The following is a 16,452-nucleotide window of genomic DNA, read 5'->3' as shown; positions in this document are numbered from 1 at the left end:
AATGCAGACATCTAATATTATTGAAAAACTAAGCTATGAGGAAATCTTTTCCAGAATGAAGGAGGAGTTAGTGTGTAGAGATGAAACCTTTTCAGCGTTAGTAGAAAGTGACCCAGCGATGAAGGTATTAGAAGTAGCAGCATGGAGGGAATTGTTACTAAGACAAAGAATAAATGAATCAGTAAAGAGCAATTTACTAAAATTTGCAAGGGGAGAAGATCTTGATAATTTAGCTGAGTTTTATGGAGTAGAGAGGCAGAAAGAAGAAGAGGATGAACGATTTAGAAAAAGAATTAAAGCAAAGATAGCAGGTTGGTCAACAGGAGGAAGTAAGGAATATTATAAATATCATGCACTGTCAGCAGATAGTAGAGTAAAAGATGCATTGGTTGAGTCAAAAGTGGCAGGAAGTGTAGAGATCTCAATTTTATCTACAACAACTGGCATAGTGTCAGAAGAGCTACTAGAAATTGTAAAAAAGCAGGTTACTAGAGATGATATAAGGGTTTTAACAGATACAGTAACAGTAGTTGGTTGCAATATTACGGAAATAGATATTCACAGCAGAATGAGCATAAGTCCTGTGATATCAAAGGAGGAAATCAAGAAGCAGTTCATCAAGAAGTTTGAAGCAAGTAGAAGGCTGAGATGGAATGTTACAAGATCATGGATAATAGCAAATTTATTTGTAGATGGTGTAGAAAACGTAGAATTAATCGAGCCAAAAGAGGATGTTGTTGTGCTAGGTAATGAGTGTGCAAATTTGCGAAATTTAAAGATTGAGTTGAATTAATGCTATTACCCCCAAATGCAACAAAACAAGAAAAAGCGCTAGTAGATGCAACAGATTATAGGGTTGATCCAAGCAGGATAAGAGGGTTTAAATTTAGATTAGAAGAAAGAATATTACCTTGGTTAATCGAAGAATATGGCCTAGAAGAAATTCTATCATGGGTGAAGGATAAGAAGAAATCGATTAAAGAAGGAGTAAAATTTCAAAGACTCCGTGGAACACCTGCCTCACTGAAAATAGCATTAAAATGGGCAAATATAGAAGATATTACAATTATTGAAGAGCCACCTGGTAAACATTTCTTTGAGTTGCAGGTAGGGATAAGAGACGTACCAAATGATTTCTTTGTTGATGCAGTAGTAGAGCTTGCAAAACTATCATTACCTGCAAGATCGAGACTAATGAGAATTTTTAACGATCACTACAACATTGGTAGGTTCATTTTAGATGAAAGTTTTTTTGGAAATTTGTTATCGGATTACTCAGGTGTAAAAATAGAAGAAGATGGACCGGTGTTATCATTTGGTCGGAAGAACTCATTTGAGCTAAAAATCTTAAATCCAAGTTTTAAGTTTAGTACTTTTCGTGTTCATTATGAGCAAGCATTTAGTAATGACATATATCGATTAGATGTAGCAATACTTGGAGAAACCGAGCCTCACACAAAGAATTATAACGGTATTTATGAAAGAAATCATGTGTGGTATAACTTCAAAGCGCTATATCCGCTACCACAGAGCTTATTACCTGAGATTAAGTTTGCGAAAGCGCAGATAGTATTATCAGATAGCTGGAACTTGGGGGAAATAAACGCATGTTTTCCAGTTGGTAGTGTGGAAGAAAAAGGAAGTAAATTTTTACTAGGAAGTAGCAAACTATCTGAACAACTGTGGAATTTAAAATACAAGCCAATTTTAGAAAGGTTTAGCGTTACTCACCACTACAAAGTAGAAGATTTTACCAACCAGAAAGTTATAAGATTTGGTGTGGCAGAACACTATGTTCATTTTGAAAACAATTTAGATTTAAAGCAAAAAGACTCAATACACGAATTAGAAAATCATATTTTAGTATTTTATCCAGGAGTACTGAAATGGCACGAACATCGACATTTGCACAGAAGTTGGAAAAATAGTCAAGCAATATGCATAATAAGTTAAATACTTATATTTAGATCCTCATATATTATATTAATAATAGGTTAAAATGTATGAAATAAAAAGAAAAGGACTTGCTTTCTCATGCCAAAAAGGACATGACTTGAATAGCAGCAGGTAAATATAAGAAATTTATCTAACGCTAGAAAAGCTAATTTTGTGAGGTATGAAATGAGTTTTAGCAAGTTTTTTAAAGAAGTAGCAAGTAAAGATATTAATAAAAGAAATGAAGAAGGAGAGACGATATTGCATCAAGCAGTAGAAATCTCCGATTACAAAACAGTGAGGTTCTTAATAAAGAAAGGAGCAGAGGTAAATGCAAGAGATAAAAATGGTTATACGCCACTACATTGTGCAGTATTCGCAAAGAGTTTAGAAAATGTAAAAGTGCTGCTAAGGTCGGGAGCAGAAGCAAATGCTACTCAATATGTTACTGGATGTACGCCACTCCACTCTGCGTGCAAAATGGGAGGAGCAGGAGTTGAAATAATAAAAGAGCTAGTAAAAGCAGGTGCTGAGGTTAATCAACTGAATAAGTACGGCGCAACACCAATGTATTACATCTGGGAAAGTGAAAAGTATCGTCTATGTGATAGCAAAGAGAGTGAAAAGGCGAGTGAATTTCTGAGAGAACAAGGAGGAATAACAAAAAGTAGAGAACTGACATGCTATGGAATAGAAAGGCTAGTGGGAGAAATAGCAGACATGTTGAATGGGGTCTATATGCCTGAGGTAAAAATAATAGAGATCGGGGAAATAAGAAAGAGAGACAAATCACTAATAAAGGAAGAATGTGAAAATTTAGCAAGCAAAATAATGAGCCAAGTAAATGAGATGATAGATGAGGTGGTGAAAAGGAGGGCTTAGAAAAGGGATTTAAATTTGAAGAAAAGGTGAGGTGGATTATGTTAAAGCTTGGCAAATTTAATAAATCAGCAAAAGAATTATTAGAGAACTCATTTAAAAGTATTTATGCAAGAGACGAAAAGGAAAGAACAGCTCTGCATTATGCAATAGACGCAAAAACAGTGAGGTTACTAGTCGAAAAAGGAGCGAATGTGAATGCAACAGATATAGGAGGATATACAGCACTACACCTAGCGGTAACGGAGAAACGCCTAGAAACCGTGAGAGAATTGATAAAATCAGGAGCAGACGTAAATGCTGAGGAATATGGAAATAAATGCATACCTCTACACCTTGCGTGCATGGTAGGTGAAAAAGAAATAGTGGAGGAGCTAGTGAAAGCTGGAGGAGAAATAGAGCAAGCGGATAAATTTGGAATGACAGCGATGGATTATGCGAAAAATAGCAAAGAGATAACCGAGATATTGAAGAAAGAAACGGACAGAATTGAAAAGTTATTTGAACAAATGGAACCTTCTATGAGAGGCTGAAAATATGGAAAGAGAAACAGAAAAGAAAGTAATGAATTTAGAGAGAAAACCTTTGGGTGAGCTGAGAAAAATGTGGAAGAAGGTATTTGGGGAAGAGGCACCTAAACATTCAAAGAAATATCTGATACCGAGACTAGCATATAGAATGCAGGAGGAAGCGTATGGAGAAATGTCAAGAAAGGGGACAAAAAGACTAGAGTATCTGGCAGATCGGCTAGAGAAGGGAAAAAGAATAAGTAGCGATAAATTACCAGTAGAAGGGACAGAGCTAATATTAGAGAGAGGGGAAGAAACGCATGCGGTAATGGTAACAGATAAGGGTTTAATCTACAGAGAAGAATTTTTTACGTCATTGTCAGCAGTAGCAGGGAAAATAATGGGAATGAGCTATAATGGACCTTTATTATTCGGGATGCGTGATAAAAATGGGAGCTGAAGAGGAGAAAATGCTAAAAGAGGTAAGGTGCGCGATATATACAAGAAAATCAAATGAGGATGGGCTAGAACAAAAGTTTAACAGTCTTGATGCGCAGCGAGTAGCATGTGAAAAATATATAAAGAGCAAAGAAGGCTGGGTAGCATTGGCCAAGAGGTACGATGATGGAGGCTATTCAGGAAAGAATTTAGAAAGACCAGCAATAAAGGAATTGTTTGAAGATGTAAAAAAAGGAGAAGTAGATTGTGTAGTGGTGTATACTCTGGATAGGCTCTCGAGAGAAACAAAAGACAGCATCGAAGTAACATCATTTTTTAGAAGGCATAGAGTAAATTTTGTAGCAGTAACGCAGATATTTGATAATAATACGCCAATGGGAAAGTTTGTACAAACAGTGTTATCAGGAGCAGCACAGTTAGAAAGAGAGATGATAGTAGAGAGAGTAAAAAATAAAATAGCAACATCAAAGGAGCAGGGATTATGGATGGGAGGAACTTTGCCGTTTGGGTATGATGTAAAAGATAAAGAATTAATAATAAATGAGAAAGAAGCGAAAATAGTAGGGCACATATTTGAGAGGTATTTGGAGCTAAAGTCAATGGCAGAGTTGGCAAGGGAATTAAACAGAGAAGGATACCGAACAAGGTCTGATATCTTTAAAAAAGCGACGGTAAGGAGGATAGTAACAAATCCAATATATATGGGAAAAATCAGGCATTATGAAAAAGAGTATGAGGGAAAACATGAAGCAATAATAAAAGAGGAAAAATGGCAAAAAGCGCAGGAATTGATAAAGAATCAACCATATAGAAAAGCAAAATATGAGGAAGCATTGCTTAGGGGAATAATTAAGTGCAAGAGCTGTGAAGTAAACATGACACTGACATATGCAAAAAAGGAGAATAAGAGATATCGATATTACGTATGCAACAATCATTTAAGGGGAAAAGGTTGTGAATCAGAAAACCGAAATGTAATAGCAGGAGAAGTAGAAAAAGAAGTGATGAGGAAAGCGGAGCAGATATATGAAAATTGGAGAGAAAAGACCGAAGAAAAATGGGAAAATTTAAGTTTTGGAAAGCAGAAAGAAGTAGTGAAAAAGTTAATAAAGGGAGTAATGATAAGAGAAGATGGAATAGAGGTACATTCTGAGTCAGAGGAAACATTTATACCAATAAAAAAGAAAGGAAATAAATGCACAGTAGTAGAGCCAGAAGGGAAAACAAATAATGCGTTACTCAAAGCAGTGGTGAGAGCCCACCTATGGAAACGTCAACTAGAGGAAGGGAAATATGCGAGTATAAAAGAACTGAGTGCTAAAGTTAATATAGGTACAAGACGTATACAGCAAATTTTAAGATTAAATTATTTAGCTCCCAAAATTAAAGAAAACATAGTAAATGGAAGACAGCCAAGAGGTTTGAAGTTAGCTGATTTAAGAGAAATACCAATGTTATGGAGTGACCAACTGGAGAAGTTTTACGGCTTAGAATCTCAATTTACAAAAGCAATAGGCAATGGAAAAGACTATGTGCCAGAAAACCAATACTTTAAAACAAAGAATTAAGGTAAACTATTTTTACAGGAACTGATACTTAACTATGTAATAAAAATAGTGATAATCTTAAACATACATATGAAACGATTCCAGAACTCCAAAGTTATTGCGTAAGAACCTGATAGCCCTTCTCCCGCTGAATCATGTGGTGGGTCTGATAAAGGAAATTCTGTAGGTATCACAAAAGTCAATTCAATCAAACACAAAAGGCTATACCTATAAAAGAATAAACATCAAGAGAGAAAAATAATTTCTTTAGAAGAATCTCTAAATTATTAAGTCAACACTTATCCCCCTACTATTTCTTCTCACCTTGAGAGTATAGTTTATACCTCAAAAAATCTTACTTTGAAGATACATCAATTTTTTTACCCTCCAAGACCTTTCTTTTGTTTACTAATTTTAGTTGACTTCATTAACACACTACTATTTCTTTCGAAGCTCCCACCTTTTGCAGCTGGTCTAAACTATCGATTGGCCTCATAAGAGTAGATGGGACACCTGATTCTTTCACTACAAAATTTGATTGTTTAATAGTTTCAGCTGACTCTATAAGTATTCTACCGTTTCTTTCAAAACCTTTATCGTTAACAGCTTGTAGAACACTTTTTCCTCCTAAAAAGCAGCTTTCTCCTAGACTTGATTTATCTTTTAATTTGTTAAACTTCTCCTGGTTCTCTCCATCAAGCTTTACTTTTATTATATTACTATCACTAGGATACAGATGAATACTAATCTCGCCTACTTCAGTGGTAAAGGACATTTCAATGCTATCTCCTAAGACATCTGTATAATTTCTTTTTCCTCCTATATTTTCAACTCTTACTATACTCTCTCCAATCTGTAGGATGCTACTTTCTATACTAAAGTTTTCATTCACCTTACTATTCATAACCTTTCCAACTTCAACAATACTGTTTTTTGGCCACCTAAAAAGAACAAGATTGTTATCTACTTCTACTTGCAGATCATCATCTTGAACTTGTTCATTCTTATTTATTAAACCTTCATATGCGATACTTTTCAGTTTGTCCTTAATTTTTTTACACTCTGTAAAAATAGGCTCATCACTTCCCCACATAGTTTCACCTATCATTCTATCATTGTAAAAATCAGACTCTATTTTTGCACCTGCTGATAGTAGCTTATTGACAATATTGAATAAAGGTTCTAAAGCCTCTTCCCACTCATCTATTGCCTCTTCCCCATTGTCCTTATAACGTGATATAGTAGTAGGAGTTATACGCATAACACTGCTAGCATTAGCAATGTCAATTATTTTTTTAAATATAAAATTCGACACACTACGTTCATATTGATCACAGCGTAAATTTAGCTTTATTTTTCTTTTCAAATGTTCATCTATTAAACGTTCCATCTTTTCTAGAGCGACCTTTGCAGAAATTTCGTATCTATTTTCATGAAACTCTTTCATTATACTTTCCATCTTGTCATGAAATTCATCAATCGAAACTTTTTCGCTCTCAGTTAACAGATTTGCTAAATTCATTAAAATTGAGTTCTCTGGAATAAAAGAACTTTCAACAACAGTATTGTTGTCTTCAACAACGGACTCATGCCAGTCATCAGTTTGTTCTTGATCTAACAATGATGGACTAGGCTCCAGAGTTTGCTGACCAAAACGTTCCATGTGCTGTTCTTCAGTAGCTAATCCACCATTTGCATGAACTTGCTTAGTTCCTAAAATATATTCTAATATCATATTCCCTCAATCTATAGATATATTATGTACATAATTAGCATGAATAAAAGCTAATGCAAGCATAATTTTTCTAATACCAATTTCCGTTAGTTATGAAACACATGAAAAAGAGCTGTTTTTGCCTATAATTGAGAAGTTAAACAAATTTATCATTTTGGCCAGTAGTTCCATGATGTAAACCTACCATTCATTTTAGAAACTACTATAACTCATTTTATATAAATATTTCCATGTTTTACTTAAAGTTTTAAGCTTTCAACTCCGCTTTCTATATTAACATCCTGTAAATTTTGATCTGGTGTTTTTAACATCTCTAACAACTTGCTTGCAATATTCTTGTGTCCATTAGCTATAGCAACTTGCAATAATGTATTCCCTTGATTATTACGGGCGCTCGTTACAGCTAAAAATTCATCTTGCTTTACTACCCTTAACTTGTTGATAATTCCAACATTACCTTTTTTTGTATCTTCAAACAATTCTTCAACTAATTTCAGGAAGTTAGCAATTTTCTGATCTTTGGAAAGATTAATAGGTGTTTTGCCTTCTTTATTCTCAATGTTGTAAGTTGCACCATGTTTTAATAAAGATTTTACAACTTCTAAGAAGCCATTTTTAGCAGCAACATGAAGTGATGTAGTACCACCAGAAGTTGTTCTAGCATTAATAAAGTCATTTAATTCATCACGACTTACATATTGTAATAAAACTTCAACAACTTCTCTGTACCCTTTGGAAGAAGCTATATGTAATGGCGTATTGCCCTTGTTAGTAATTTGAGCAACTTCAGCTCCATTTTTTAATAAGGTACTTACAACATCTATGTTGCCGTTGTTAACAGCATGGTGTAATGGTGTTCTTCCATCGATATCTTTGAAGTTAACAACTACTCCCCTTTTGATGCAATTCTCAACCGCTAAAGGATTGTCATTTTCTATGGCCTGAAGTAACTTTTCAGAAAAAGCAGACTGTAATCTCTGCTTGATTGACTCTAAAAACCTTTTTACAGGAATGTCAATATTAAGTTCAACCATTTCTATAAACGATCTTACATCTTTCTTTAACTCACTATGCAATAACTTATAATATTTTGTACCTTGCCCTTTGGAAACAAAGCATTTAGCCTTCCCACCGTAAGCTTCATCTGTATACCCTGACGTTATGTGTTTTGGATCAAATTCTAGTGCTACTAGCATATCATTTACTGACTGTATGCTTTTATTATCTATTGAACCAGGTACACAATCTTTGTATACCTCAACTAAGCGATATGCATTTCCTAGGTAATAAGAACCTTCCTTAAGAGTTTTCCAAGGAGAAGTATTTTTTTCTGAACTATATGGTTGCGACATGCTACGCAACATAGGAAGGTAAAGCTCAGAAAAACGGATATGCACCTCTGTAGCACTTTTAAGCTTCTCAAGTTGATCCAACTCACATTCAGGGCTAAACTGTGATTGAACTTGATCTGGCTCTTTCAGCATTTTTAACAATTTACTTGCGATATTCTTATGTTTATTGGCTATAGCAACTTGCAATAATGTATTCCCTTGATTATTACGAGCATTTGTTATAGCTAAGAACTCATCAGATTTTACTGCTTTCAGCTTGCTAACAATTTCTAAATCACCATTTTTTGTATTCTCAAAAAGTTCTTCCAATAATTTCAGTAGGTTAGTAATACTCCGTTCTCGAGAAAGATCAAGTGGTGTTTTACCTTCTTTGTTCTCAATGTTATAAGTTGCACCATGTTTTAATAAAGATTTTACAACTTCCAAGGAGCCACCTTTAGCTGCAACATGAAGTGATGTAGTGCCACTAGAAGTAGTTTTGGCATTAACAAAGTCATTTAATTTATCACGACTGATATGTTGTAACAGAACCTCAACAATTTCTTTGTAACATTTGGAAGTAGCAGTGTGTAATGGTGTATTACCTTTATTAGTAACTTGACTAACGTTAGCTCCATTTGTTAGTAAGATGTTTACAATATCTATGTGTCCATTGCTAACAGCGTAATGCAACGGTGTTCTTCCATCAATATCTTTATCGTTGGCATCAGCTCCATCTTTTAACAGACGCTGAACAGTTCGTATATCACCTTTACTAGCAGCAATGTTGATATCTTTCTGCAGATGCTGGAGAACCTCTGATGCTTCGCTACCCTCAAGCTTAAATCTAAAATTAATCATCTCTATCTTTTTTAAAATATCTAAAACACTCGGATGACTTGGTCCAAAAACAGCTTTTCTTTGATCTAAACTTTCTCTGTAGACTTTAAGTGCGCTGATCCATTTGCCTTGAGCAAAAAGTACATTTGCTATGTTGTATTGAGTATTCAAGGTTTCTGGGTGATTTTGTTGTAAAGCTTTTTTCTGTATATTTAAAACCTCTTGAAAAGCTTTCAAGGCTTCATGATATTTATTTTGATTGAAGAGTACTCCAGCAATGTTATGTAACGTTCTCAAGGTGTCAGCATGATTAATACCTAAAATTATTTTCTTCTTTTCAAAAACCTCTTTATAGATTTTTAAGGACTCTTCGTATTTACCTTGGTTAGCTAATACCATTGCTATATTATTTTTGGCACTCACAGTGGCTAGATCATGTGTACCTAGTGTTTCTTTCCTCTTTTCAAAAACTGCCCTATTGATATTTAACGCTTCTTCATATTTTCCCTGTCTATCTAATACTAATGCCATGTGAAACTGAGTATTTAATGTATCTGAATGATTTGACCCTAGTATCTCCTTTTGTCTCTGATAGACTTCTTGATAAATATTAAAAGCTTTTTCATCTTTCCCCTGTCTATGCAGCACTAAAGCGATTGTACTTCTTGTACTTAAAGTATCCTTATCATTTAAACCCAGCATTTCTTTTTGTTTCTGAAAAATCTCTTCAAGCACATTTAAAGCTTCTTGGTAAATTCCTTGCTTATATAGCACTTTGGCTATATATGTCTGAATATCTAAAGTACCAGGATTATCTGGTCCTAGTATTTCTTTTCTTCTTTCAAATGCGCTTCTGAAAATACTTAAGGCTTTTTGGTAATTACCTTGATTCAAGAGCACTAAAGCTGTATCAATCTGAGCAGATACGTCTCTTTGCAATATCTGCTTTAACTGCTCGACTTTTGAAAAGTTACTATGTACTGCAGCAACTACTAACGTTTTGTTCTCTCTATTACGAGCACTCATCACTGCTTTTACTGTATCAATATCCTTTATCTTATTTAGGTCATTAATAACTTGAGCATTACCTTCTTTAACTTTTTTAAATGATTCACTAATTAACTTAAATAAACTAGTTATATCTCTATCTACAGTGAAGTCTGATGGTGTTTTACCGCCGTCAGAAACAGCATTATATACTGCACCATGGGACAGTAAAGCTTTTACAATTTTTAAATGTGAGAACTTAGCAGCATAATGTATAGGAGTAAATCTCTTGCTACCAACCGCATTAGGATTGGCTTTATTCTGTAATAAAATCTTGACAACTTCGTCATAGCCTTTCCATGCAGCATAATGTAATGACGTTCCACTATCAGCATTTTTTGTATTAACAAATGCTCCTGCTTTAATACAATTCTCAACCTCTAAAGAGCTATTACGTTTTACAGACTCAAATAATTCTTCAGTTGATGCTAATAAATTGATAACATCTTTGTTGTTAGTCATTTCTAAAGGTCTTCTATAAAGCTTGTCAACAGCATTATAAATTGCACCATTTTTTAATAAAACTTCAATAACGTCTTTATAACCAAAGTTAGCAGCAATATGAACAGGACTTGAGCCATTAGCATCTTTGGCGTTGACGTCAGCACCTTGCGCTATCAAATACTTTACAACTTCTAAATGACCCTTCATTGCAGCATAGTGTAGTAATGTTTGATTAGCTGCGCCAGAGTCATTAATACTTAACCCCTTACTAAGGAAAAATTCTACAGTATCTTTATGACCTTCTCTAGCTGCAATATGTATAGGCTTTGAGCCAGAGGCATTTTTAGCATTAATATTAGACCCTTCATCTACTAGACATTTTACCGTTTCTAAGTTATTTTCCTGTGAAGCAATGTGCAGTATCGTCCAATCATCGTTGCCTTTAGCGTTCATATCTACTTTTTTATACTGCAGTAACATTTTCACCACTTGCAAATGACCATGTGCAACTGCTAATTCTAAAGGTGTTCTGCTCTTATTATCCTTAACATTAACTTTTGCTCCATTACTTAATAGGACTTCAACAACATTAACATGGCCGTGTCCTGCAGCTATATGTAGTGGAGTACCTTCAACATTTACAACGTTAACGTTAGCCTTATTTGCTATCAAAAGTTCAGCAACTTCTTCATGGCCTTCTTGTGCCGCAAGATATAATGGTGTTATACTATTAATAGTCATAGCATCAACATTGGCTCCCCTTTCTATCAGAGCATTTACTATTCCCTTATGTCCTCTTTTAGCAGCCAAATGTAATAGTGTAGCATCTTCAGGACCTTTTATATTAATATGGGCCTTGTTTTTTAGCAAAATCTCTACAATATCCCTATAACCAGCGAGCACTGCTAATGATAAAGGTTCACCACCTTCTGCATTAACACTAGCTCCATTTTCTACAAGAACTTCAACGATCTTCTTATGATTATGCTTAATAGCAGAAAGCAATGGTGTTAGGTTGTTACTCTTAACATTAACATTGGCTCTATTTGCTACCAAAATTCCAACGATTTCTTTATAACCTCCCTCCACAGCTACATGTAATGGTGTACTACCTGCAATACCTTCCATATTAACTTTGGCTTCATTTTTTATTAAAAGGTTCACAATATCTTTGTGACCCCCTACAATAGCTGCATGTAAAGGTGTAAGACCATAATTAGCACTAGTATTGACTTCAGCTTTACTTTTGATTAGAAAAGCAATAGCGTCTTTATGTCCACTTAGAGCAGCTACATGCAATGGCGTCATGCCATCATTAGTTCTAGCATCAACTTCAGCTTTATTTTTTATTAGAAGATCAATAATATCTTTGCTACCATTCATCGCAGCTGCATGTAATGGTGTACTACCCTTAATGTCTTGAGCTCTAACTTCAGCTTTATTTCTTATTAGGAGTTCAATAATATCTTTGTGACCTTTCAGAGCAGCTACATGTAATGGTGTTAGATTATTATTTGCTTTATCATTGATTTCTACTCCATTTTTTATTAAAAGCTCAGCAACTGCCTTATGACCACTCTCTGCTGCATAGTGTAATGGCGTAGCATTATTTTTATCTTTAGCGCGAATGTTAACCCCATGCTCGAGAAGAGCAACAACTATCTTCAAGTGGCCACTCTGCACTGCAAAATGTAGTGGGGTTATACCTTCCACAGTGGCAATACTAGCATTTGCCTTATTTGTCAGTAAAGCCTTAACAATTTTCTCATGTCCATCTTTTGCTGCATAGTGCAAAGGTGTGTTATTATAGGTTTTGTCAACAACATTAACATTAGCTCCATGCTTCAATAAAATATTAGCTATCTTTTCATGACCGTTTTCTATTGCATAGTGTAATGGTGTACAACCATCTATAACTCTGGAGTTAACATCTGCTCCTTTGAGAATTAAAGCATTCACTACTTCTAGGTGGCCATTTAGTGCTGCTGTATGTAATGGTATTCCCTCCTTATCGTTTCTTGCATTAACATTTGCCTCATTTTTCAGTAAAAAATTAACTAGCCCTAGATAACCACTTTCTGCAGCTATATGTAGTGAAGTAAAGCCACCCATAGTTTCGTTGATGTCAACATTCGCTTCTTTTTCCAGCATAATCTTAGCAACATCAATATGATTGTTTTTTATTGCATAGTGTAAAGGTGAAAAACTAGCTATATCTTTGGTATTAGTATTAGCATTATTTTTTAGTAGAATTTCAACAGCATCTTTGTGACCATTTTTAGCTGCAATATGTAGTGATGTTTTGCCACTATTATCTAGATCATCAACATATACACCTGTTTTTCCTATAAAAAATTCCACAATATTTTTCCTTCCATATGCAGAAGCAATATGTAGTGGGCTTTGACCATTAATATCTTTAACATTAACGTCTAAATTTTGATTAAGAACAAATTTTATAATTTCAAGACTAGGTCCCTTAGCAGCAAAATGTAATGTAGTCCATGAGCTAATACTTCTAGCATTGATGTCTGCTCCTTTTTTGAGATAACTCTTTAAGTCTTCAAGATTTCCTTCTTCCAACGCAGCAAACATTTTTTCCTGATTAGTAATAGTGATAAGGTTTTGATCGTATTTATCTTTCAGCTTGGAAGGATCATCTCTTACCGACTTGCCAATTTTCTTCTTACTTTTTATTATATTTTCTGAAATAAGTTTTTTAGCGTTCAAGATAACTGCTATTGAGGGATCAGATAACAATACATCAACTAAGGTATTATCGTGTGCTAAATGATTACGCAAACATTTTCCAGTTAATAAAGGAGTGTTATCATCTAAAAAAAGTAGATTGTTTTCTAGATGCTTCTCTGATCTACCTAAAATTGACATTATATCCAGAACAAGCATTTCTACTACTGCTTGCAACTTTTTATTCCTCTTGTAGGAAGGGAGCTTTTCAGTTAACTTGCCACTTAATGCGTTATTCCTCAAAATACTTTTCAGTTCAGATAACTTCAGTTCAAGCTGGTTATTGTATTTTTCTTCTGTTATGTTGTAAGCCTTCCTTTGTTTATATATAGGAATAAACGAACCTTTCTCATTCAACTTGTTTCTTAATTCTTCAATCCATTTAAGGTCACCTATTCCAAGTTCAGCAATGTAAAAAATCTCACAAGTTAATCTATTTACTTTATCAAGGTTGTCATCCTGTATTCTTGACCTAACACTATGAGAAATTTTCATTGATAGTTCGGCTATTTCTTTAAGATTGTGAGATTCTATTCGGGGAACAATATTCTCTAATGTTTTATTAGCATGAAATTTCATTCCTCTAATAACATTGTGGTCAATCTTAGTATCACTAAACCCAATACTTAAACTCTCTAATGATGCAAACCCTATAATATAATCAGTTCTGATATTTTTTGATTTAGTTTTTGCAAAATTGATTATGGTATCAATTTTATTAAACAGCTCCTTTTCATAATTCGTCTTTTCAGTTATATTATTGCTTAATTCTTTTATGAGTTTTTCAAGCTTATCATGTTCCATCACTTTAAAACTCTCTGTAATCATTTTATCTAATTCAACGTTACTAAATATTCCAGCAACTTCTTTTATCTCGTCTAAGCTTTCACTACTGGTAATTTTCTTTAGCAATATTCTGACCATTTTAATCTTGTTATTGTAAAGAATATCCGTAATTACATTATCGATTCTTTTAGTATCATTTTGAACACCAATAAAAAAGTTAACATCTGTATTTTCCTCAATCTCTGTTCTTTTAGAGAGCGAGTAAGCATGTGACAGTGAGTTACGTAAATCTATAATGACTTCTCTTGTGTTCTTTGGTAATGATAGTAGAAGAAGCTCGCTTGTAGTGCTAGATAACTTGGGAGATTCTAGAGTGTTTTTTAAATATTCACCAATAACCTGTAAAACCCTTGTAATAATTAACTGTCCTTCCCTTTCTTTAGGATTAGCTGATAATGCCAACTTTATATAATCACTTATTTTCTCTAAAGAATGAATATCCCTAATTTGTTGATAATCGCTATACAACTCTCCAAATTGAGGATAATTGCTAACGATCTCTGCAACAACCCTCTCACGTTTTAACTTCGGGAGATCAGCAAATTTACCAATGTCCACACCTTCTATAATATCTTTTTCTTCTTTAAGTTCCTTTGCAAAATTTTCCAAGTGGTCTAGTATTTTACTTTTATTCAATGTGGCATTATAGAATAGATTCATTTCCTGTCGTTTTATGTGAGAAGAAATAAAACTGATCAAACAAAATTCCATTTCTTCCCAAGGTAGTCTATCGTAGGTTGATTTCAACTGCCGCTTTAATATATGAATATTTTGTGCAATAAATTTTGCTATGAATAAAAACTTTTCATCTACTTTTTCTGTGTTTGAATACTCTGCCTTTAACAGGCTAATATTTTGAAGTACTAACTCAATCCGCTCTCTTATGTTATTAAGATAACTCTTCACATTCTGATCTTGTCCAGAAGCACTAGAGAAAAAACGGAGGTTTATCAACTTATTTTCAACAAAAATTTCTATCTCTTCTGACAAGAATACGTTCTTTAGTTTTAATTCCTCATAAGCTCGTGAAAGAATTTCATCTAACTCTTCTAAGCGAGCAGCAAAATAATCATCTGGCCATTTATCAACAAGTGTATCAAGAAGCTCAACTTTGCTTGAACGTACAGCATAGTAAAATGAATTATGGCATGCTTCATCTTCATCACCTGGTAGTATAGTATCCTTTCCGATATCAGTAGACAAATTATTTAGAATCTTACCATTATCACTAAACAGGTACTTTAGAACCTTTTCTTTGTTGTGTTTACAAGCTAAGATGACTAAGTTAGTGCTTTTAATAGGGTTGTTAGCATTATCATAATAGCCTCGCAAAGTTATTTGATCTTCTACCTCACTTATGTAATCAATGAAGTTGCTTAATTTTTTTAAACTATCGACATTACCATCTGATATTGCCTTTTCTAGTTCAGTTAAAACCAGGAGATAAAGTTCTTTAGCTTTTGCTTTTCTGCAGTAGAGCTTTTTATATTTTCTAACAAACTCTTCTTTTGATGTGTAAGAACGTGATAAAAAACGTTTATTTTCTTGATAAGAACTAGCCCGTTGTTTAGATAGATGCATAAACCCCCTAATATATATTTACACCAATATTAGAATAGCAAAATTTTTCAACACGGCAAAAATTAAAATAGCATCTTTTGTGAATAAAACATTTTTGAGAGAAGTATTTACCCTAGCATCACAAAAAATTTGTTTATTTACTTTTTCCAAAAGTGCAAAAAAGATCATGTATTTGTGAGAACAAGCCGCGTAAAAATAAAGTTACAAAAATAGAAGATTTAAATTATTTCAATAATCTTAGGCAAAACAGTTCATATATAGATATGGATGAAATGTGCTAATGTGGCTGGTTTTGGCGTATAGCAAAGTCAAGATATAAAAAAGTTCGTATGTATCGTTTGGTAGACCATGAGATTCCAAAACAAAAAGCTCTCACGCTAGCTGATTTTGGTTGCTGAAGGTGGTTATACTCTTTAAGTTTTTAATGATATATAATATTAAATTAGTATAATTTGTTTGAAATGGTAAGATCATTTATTATAACCTTGAACCTACATACATTCCAAAAGGACAATGTAGTTTAGAATCTTGTGCAGCATGTGCGTAAGCTC

General features: G+C 33.9%; 8 protein-coding genes. 6 read left to right on the top strand and 2 right to left on the bottom strand.

Going from position 1 to position 16,452, the window contains the following annotated elements; genetic code table 11:
* The first annotated feature begins 1 nt into the window (after position 1).
* From OPR30_RS03385 to OPR30_RS03360, 6 genes are all read left to right on the top strand, one after another.
* Positions 2–793 (top strand): baseplate assembly protein, encoded by a 792-nt coding sequence (locus OPR30_RS03385; RefSeq protein ID WP_265030381.1) that lies wholly within the window; start codon positions 2–4, stop codon positions 791–793.
* Complete coding sequence (locus OPR30_RS03380; protein ID WP_265030380.1) at positions 793–1,953, top strand: phage tail protein; 1,161 nt, start codon at positions 793–795, stop codon at positions 1,951–1,953. Before OPR30_RS03385 ends, OPR30_RS03380 begins: the two co-directional genes overlap by 1 nt.
* A gap of 168 nt (positions 1,954–2,121) precedes the next feature.
* Entirely contained in the window at positions 2,122–2,817 is a 696-nt protein-coding gene (locus tag OPR30_RS03375) for an ankyrin repeat domain-containing protein (RefSeq protein WP_265030377.1), read from the top strand.
* A 38-nt stretch (positions 2,818–2,855) separates the two neighbouring features.
* Entirely contained in the window at positions 2,856–3,347 is a 492-nt protein-coding gene (locus OPR30_RS03370) for an ankyrin repeat domain-containing protein (RefSeq protein WP_265030375.1), read from the top strand.
* 4 nt (positions 3,348–3,351) lie between these two features.
* Positions 3,352–3,783 (top strand): DUF2924 domain-containing protein, encoded by a 432-nt coding sequence (locus tag OPR30_RS03365; RefSeq protein ID WP_265030373.1) that lies wholly within the window; start codon positions 3,352–3,354, stop codon positions 3,781–3,783.
* Between the two features lie 10 nt (positions 3,784–3,793).
* Entirely contained in the window at positions 3,794–5,350 is a 1,557-nt protein-coding gene (locus tag OPR30_RS03360; RefSeq protein ID WP_265031118.1) for a recombinase family protein, read from the top strand.
* Positions 5,351–5,756: 406 nt separating this feature from the next.
* Here OPR30_RS03360 and OPR30_RS03355 read toward each other — a convergent pair whose 3' ends face one another.
* Together OPR30_RS03355 and OPR30_RS03350 are read right to left on the bottom strand one after the other, a co-directional pair.
* Positions 5,757–7,064, bottom strand: coding sequence for a hypothetical protein (locus OPR30_RS03355; RefSeq protein WP_265030371.1), 1,308 nt, complete (start codon positions 7,062–7,064; stop codon positions 5,757–5,759).
* 239 nt (positions 7,065–7,303) lie between these two features.
* Positions 7,304–15,901 carry an ankyrin repeat domain-containing protein gene (locus tag OPR30_RS03350; protein WP_265030369.1) on the bottom strand — a complete coding sequence of 2,866 codons (8,598 nt, stop codon included), beginning with the start codon at positions 15,899–15,901 and terminating at the stop codon, positions 7,304–7,306.
* Positions 15,902–16,452: the final 551 nt, after the last annotated feature.

The organism is Wolbachia endosymbiont (group B) of Athalia cordata (genome assembly GCF_947251845.1).
Classification (GTDB): domain Bacteria; phylum Pseudomonadota; class Alphaproteobacteria; order Rickettsiales; family Anaplasmataceae; genus Wolbachia.
The sequence above is the reverse complement of the archived record's forward strand: the minus strand, read 5'-3'. Positions and strand labels throughout refer to the sequence as shown.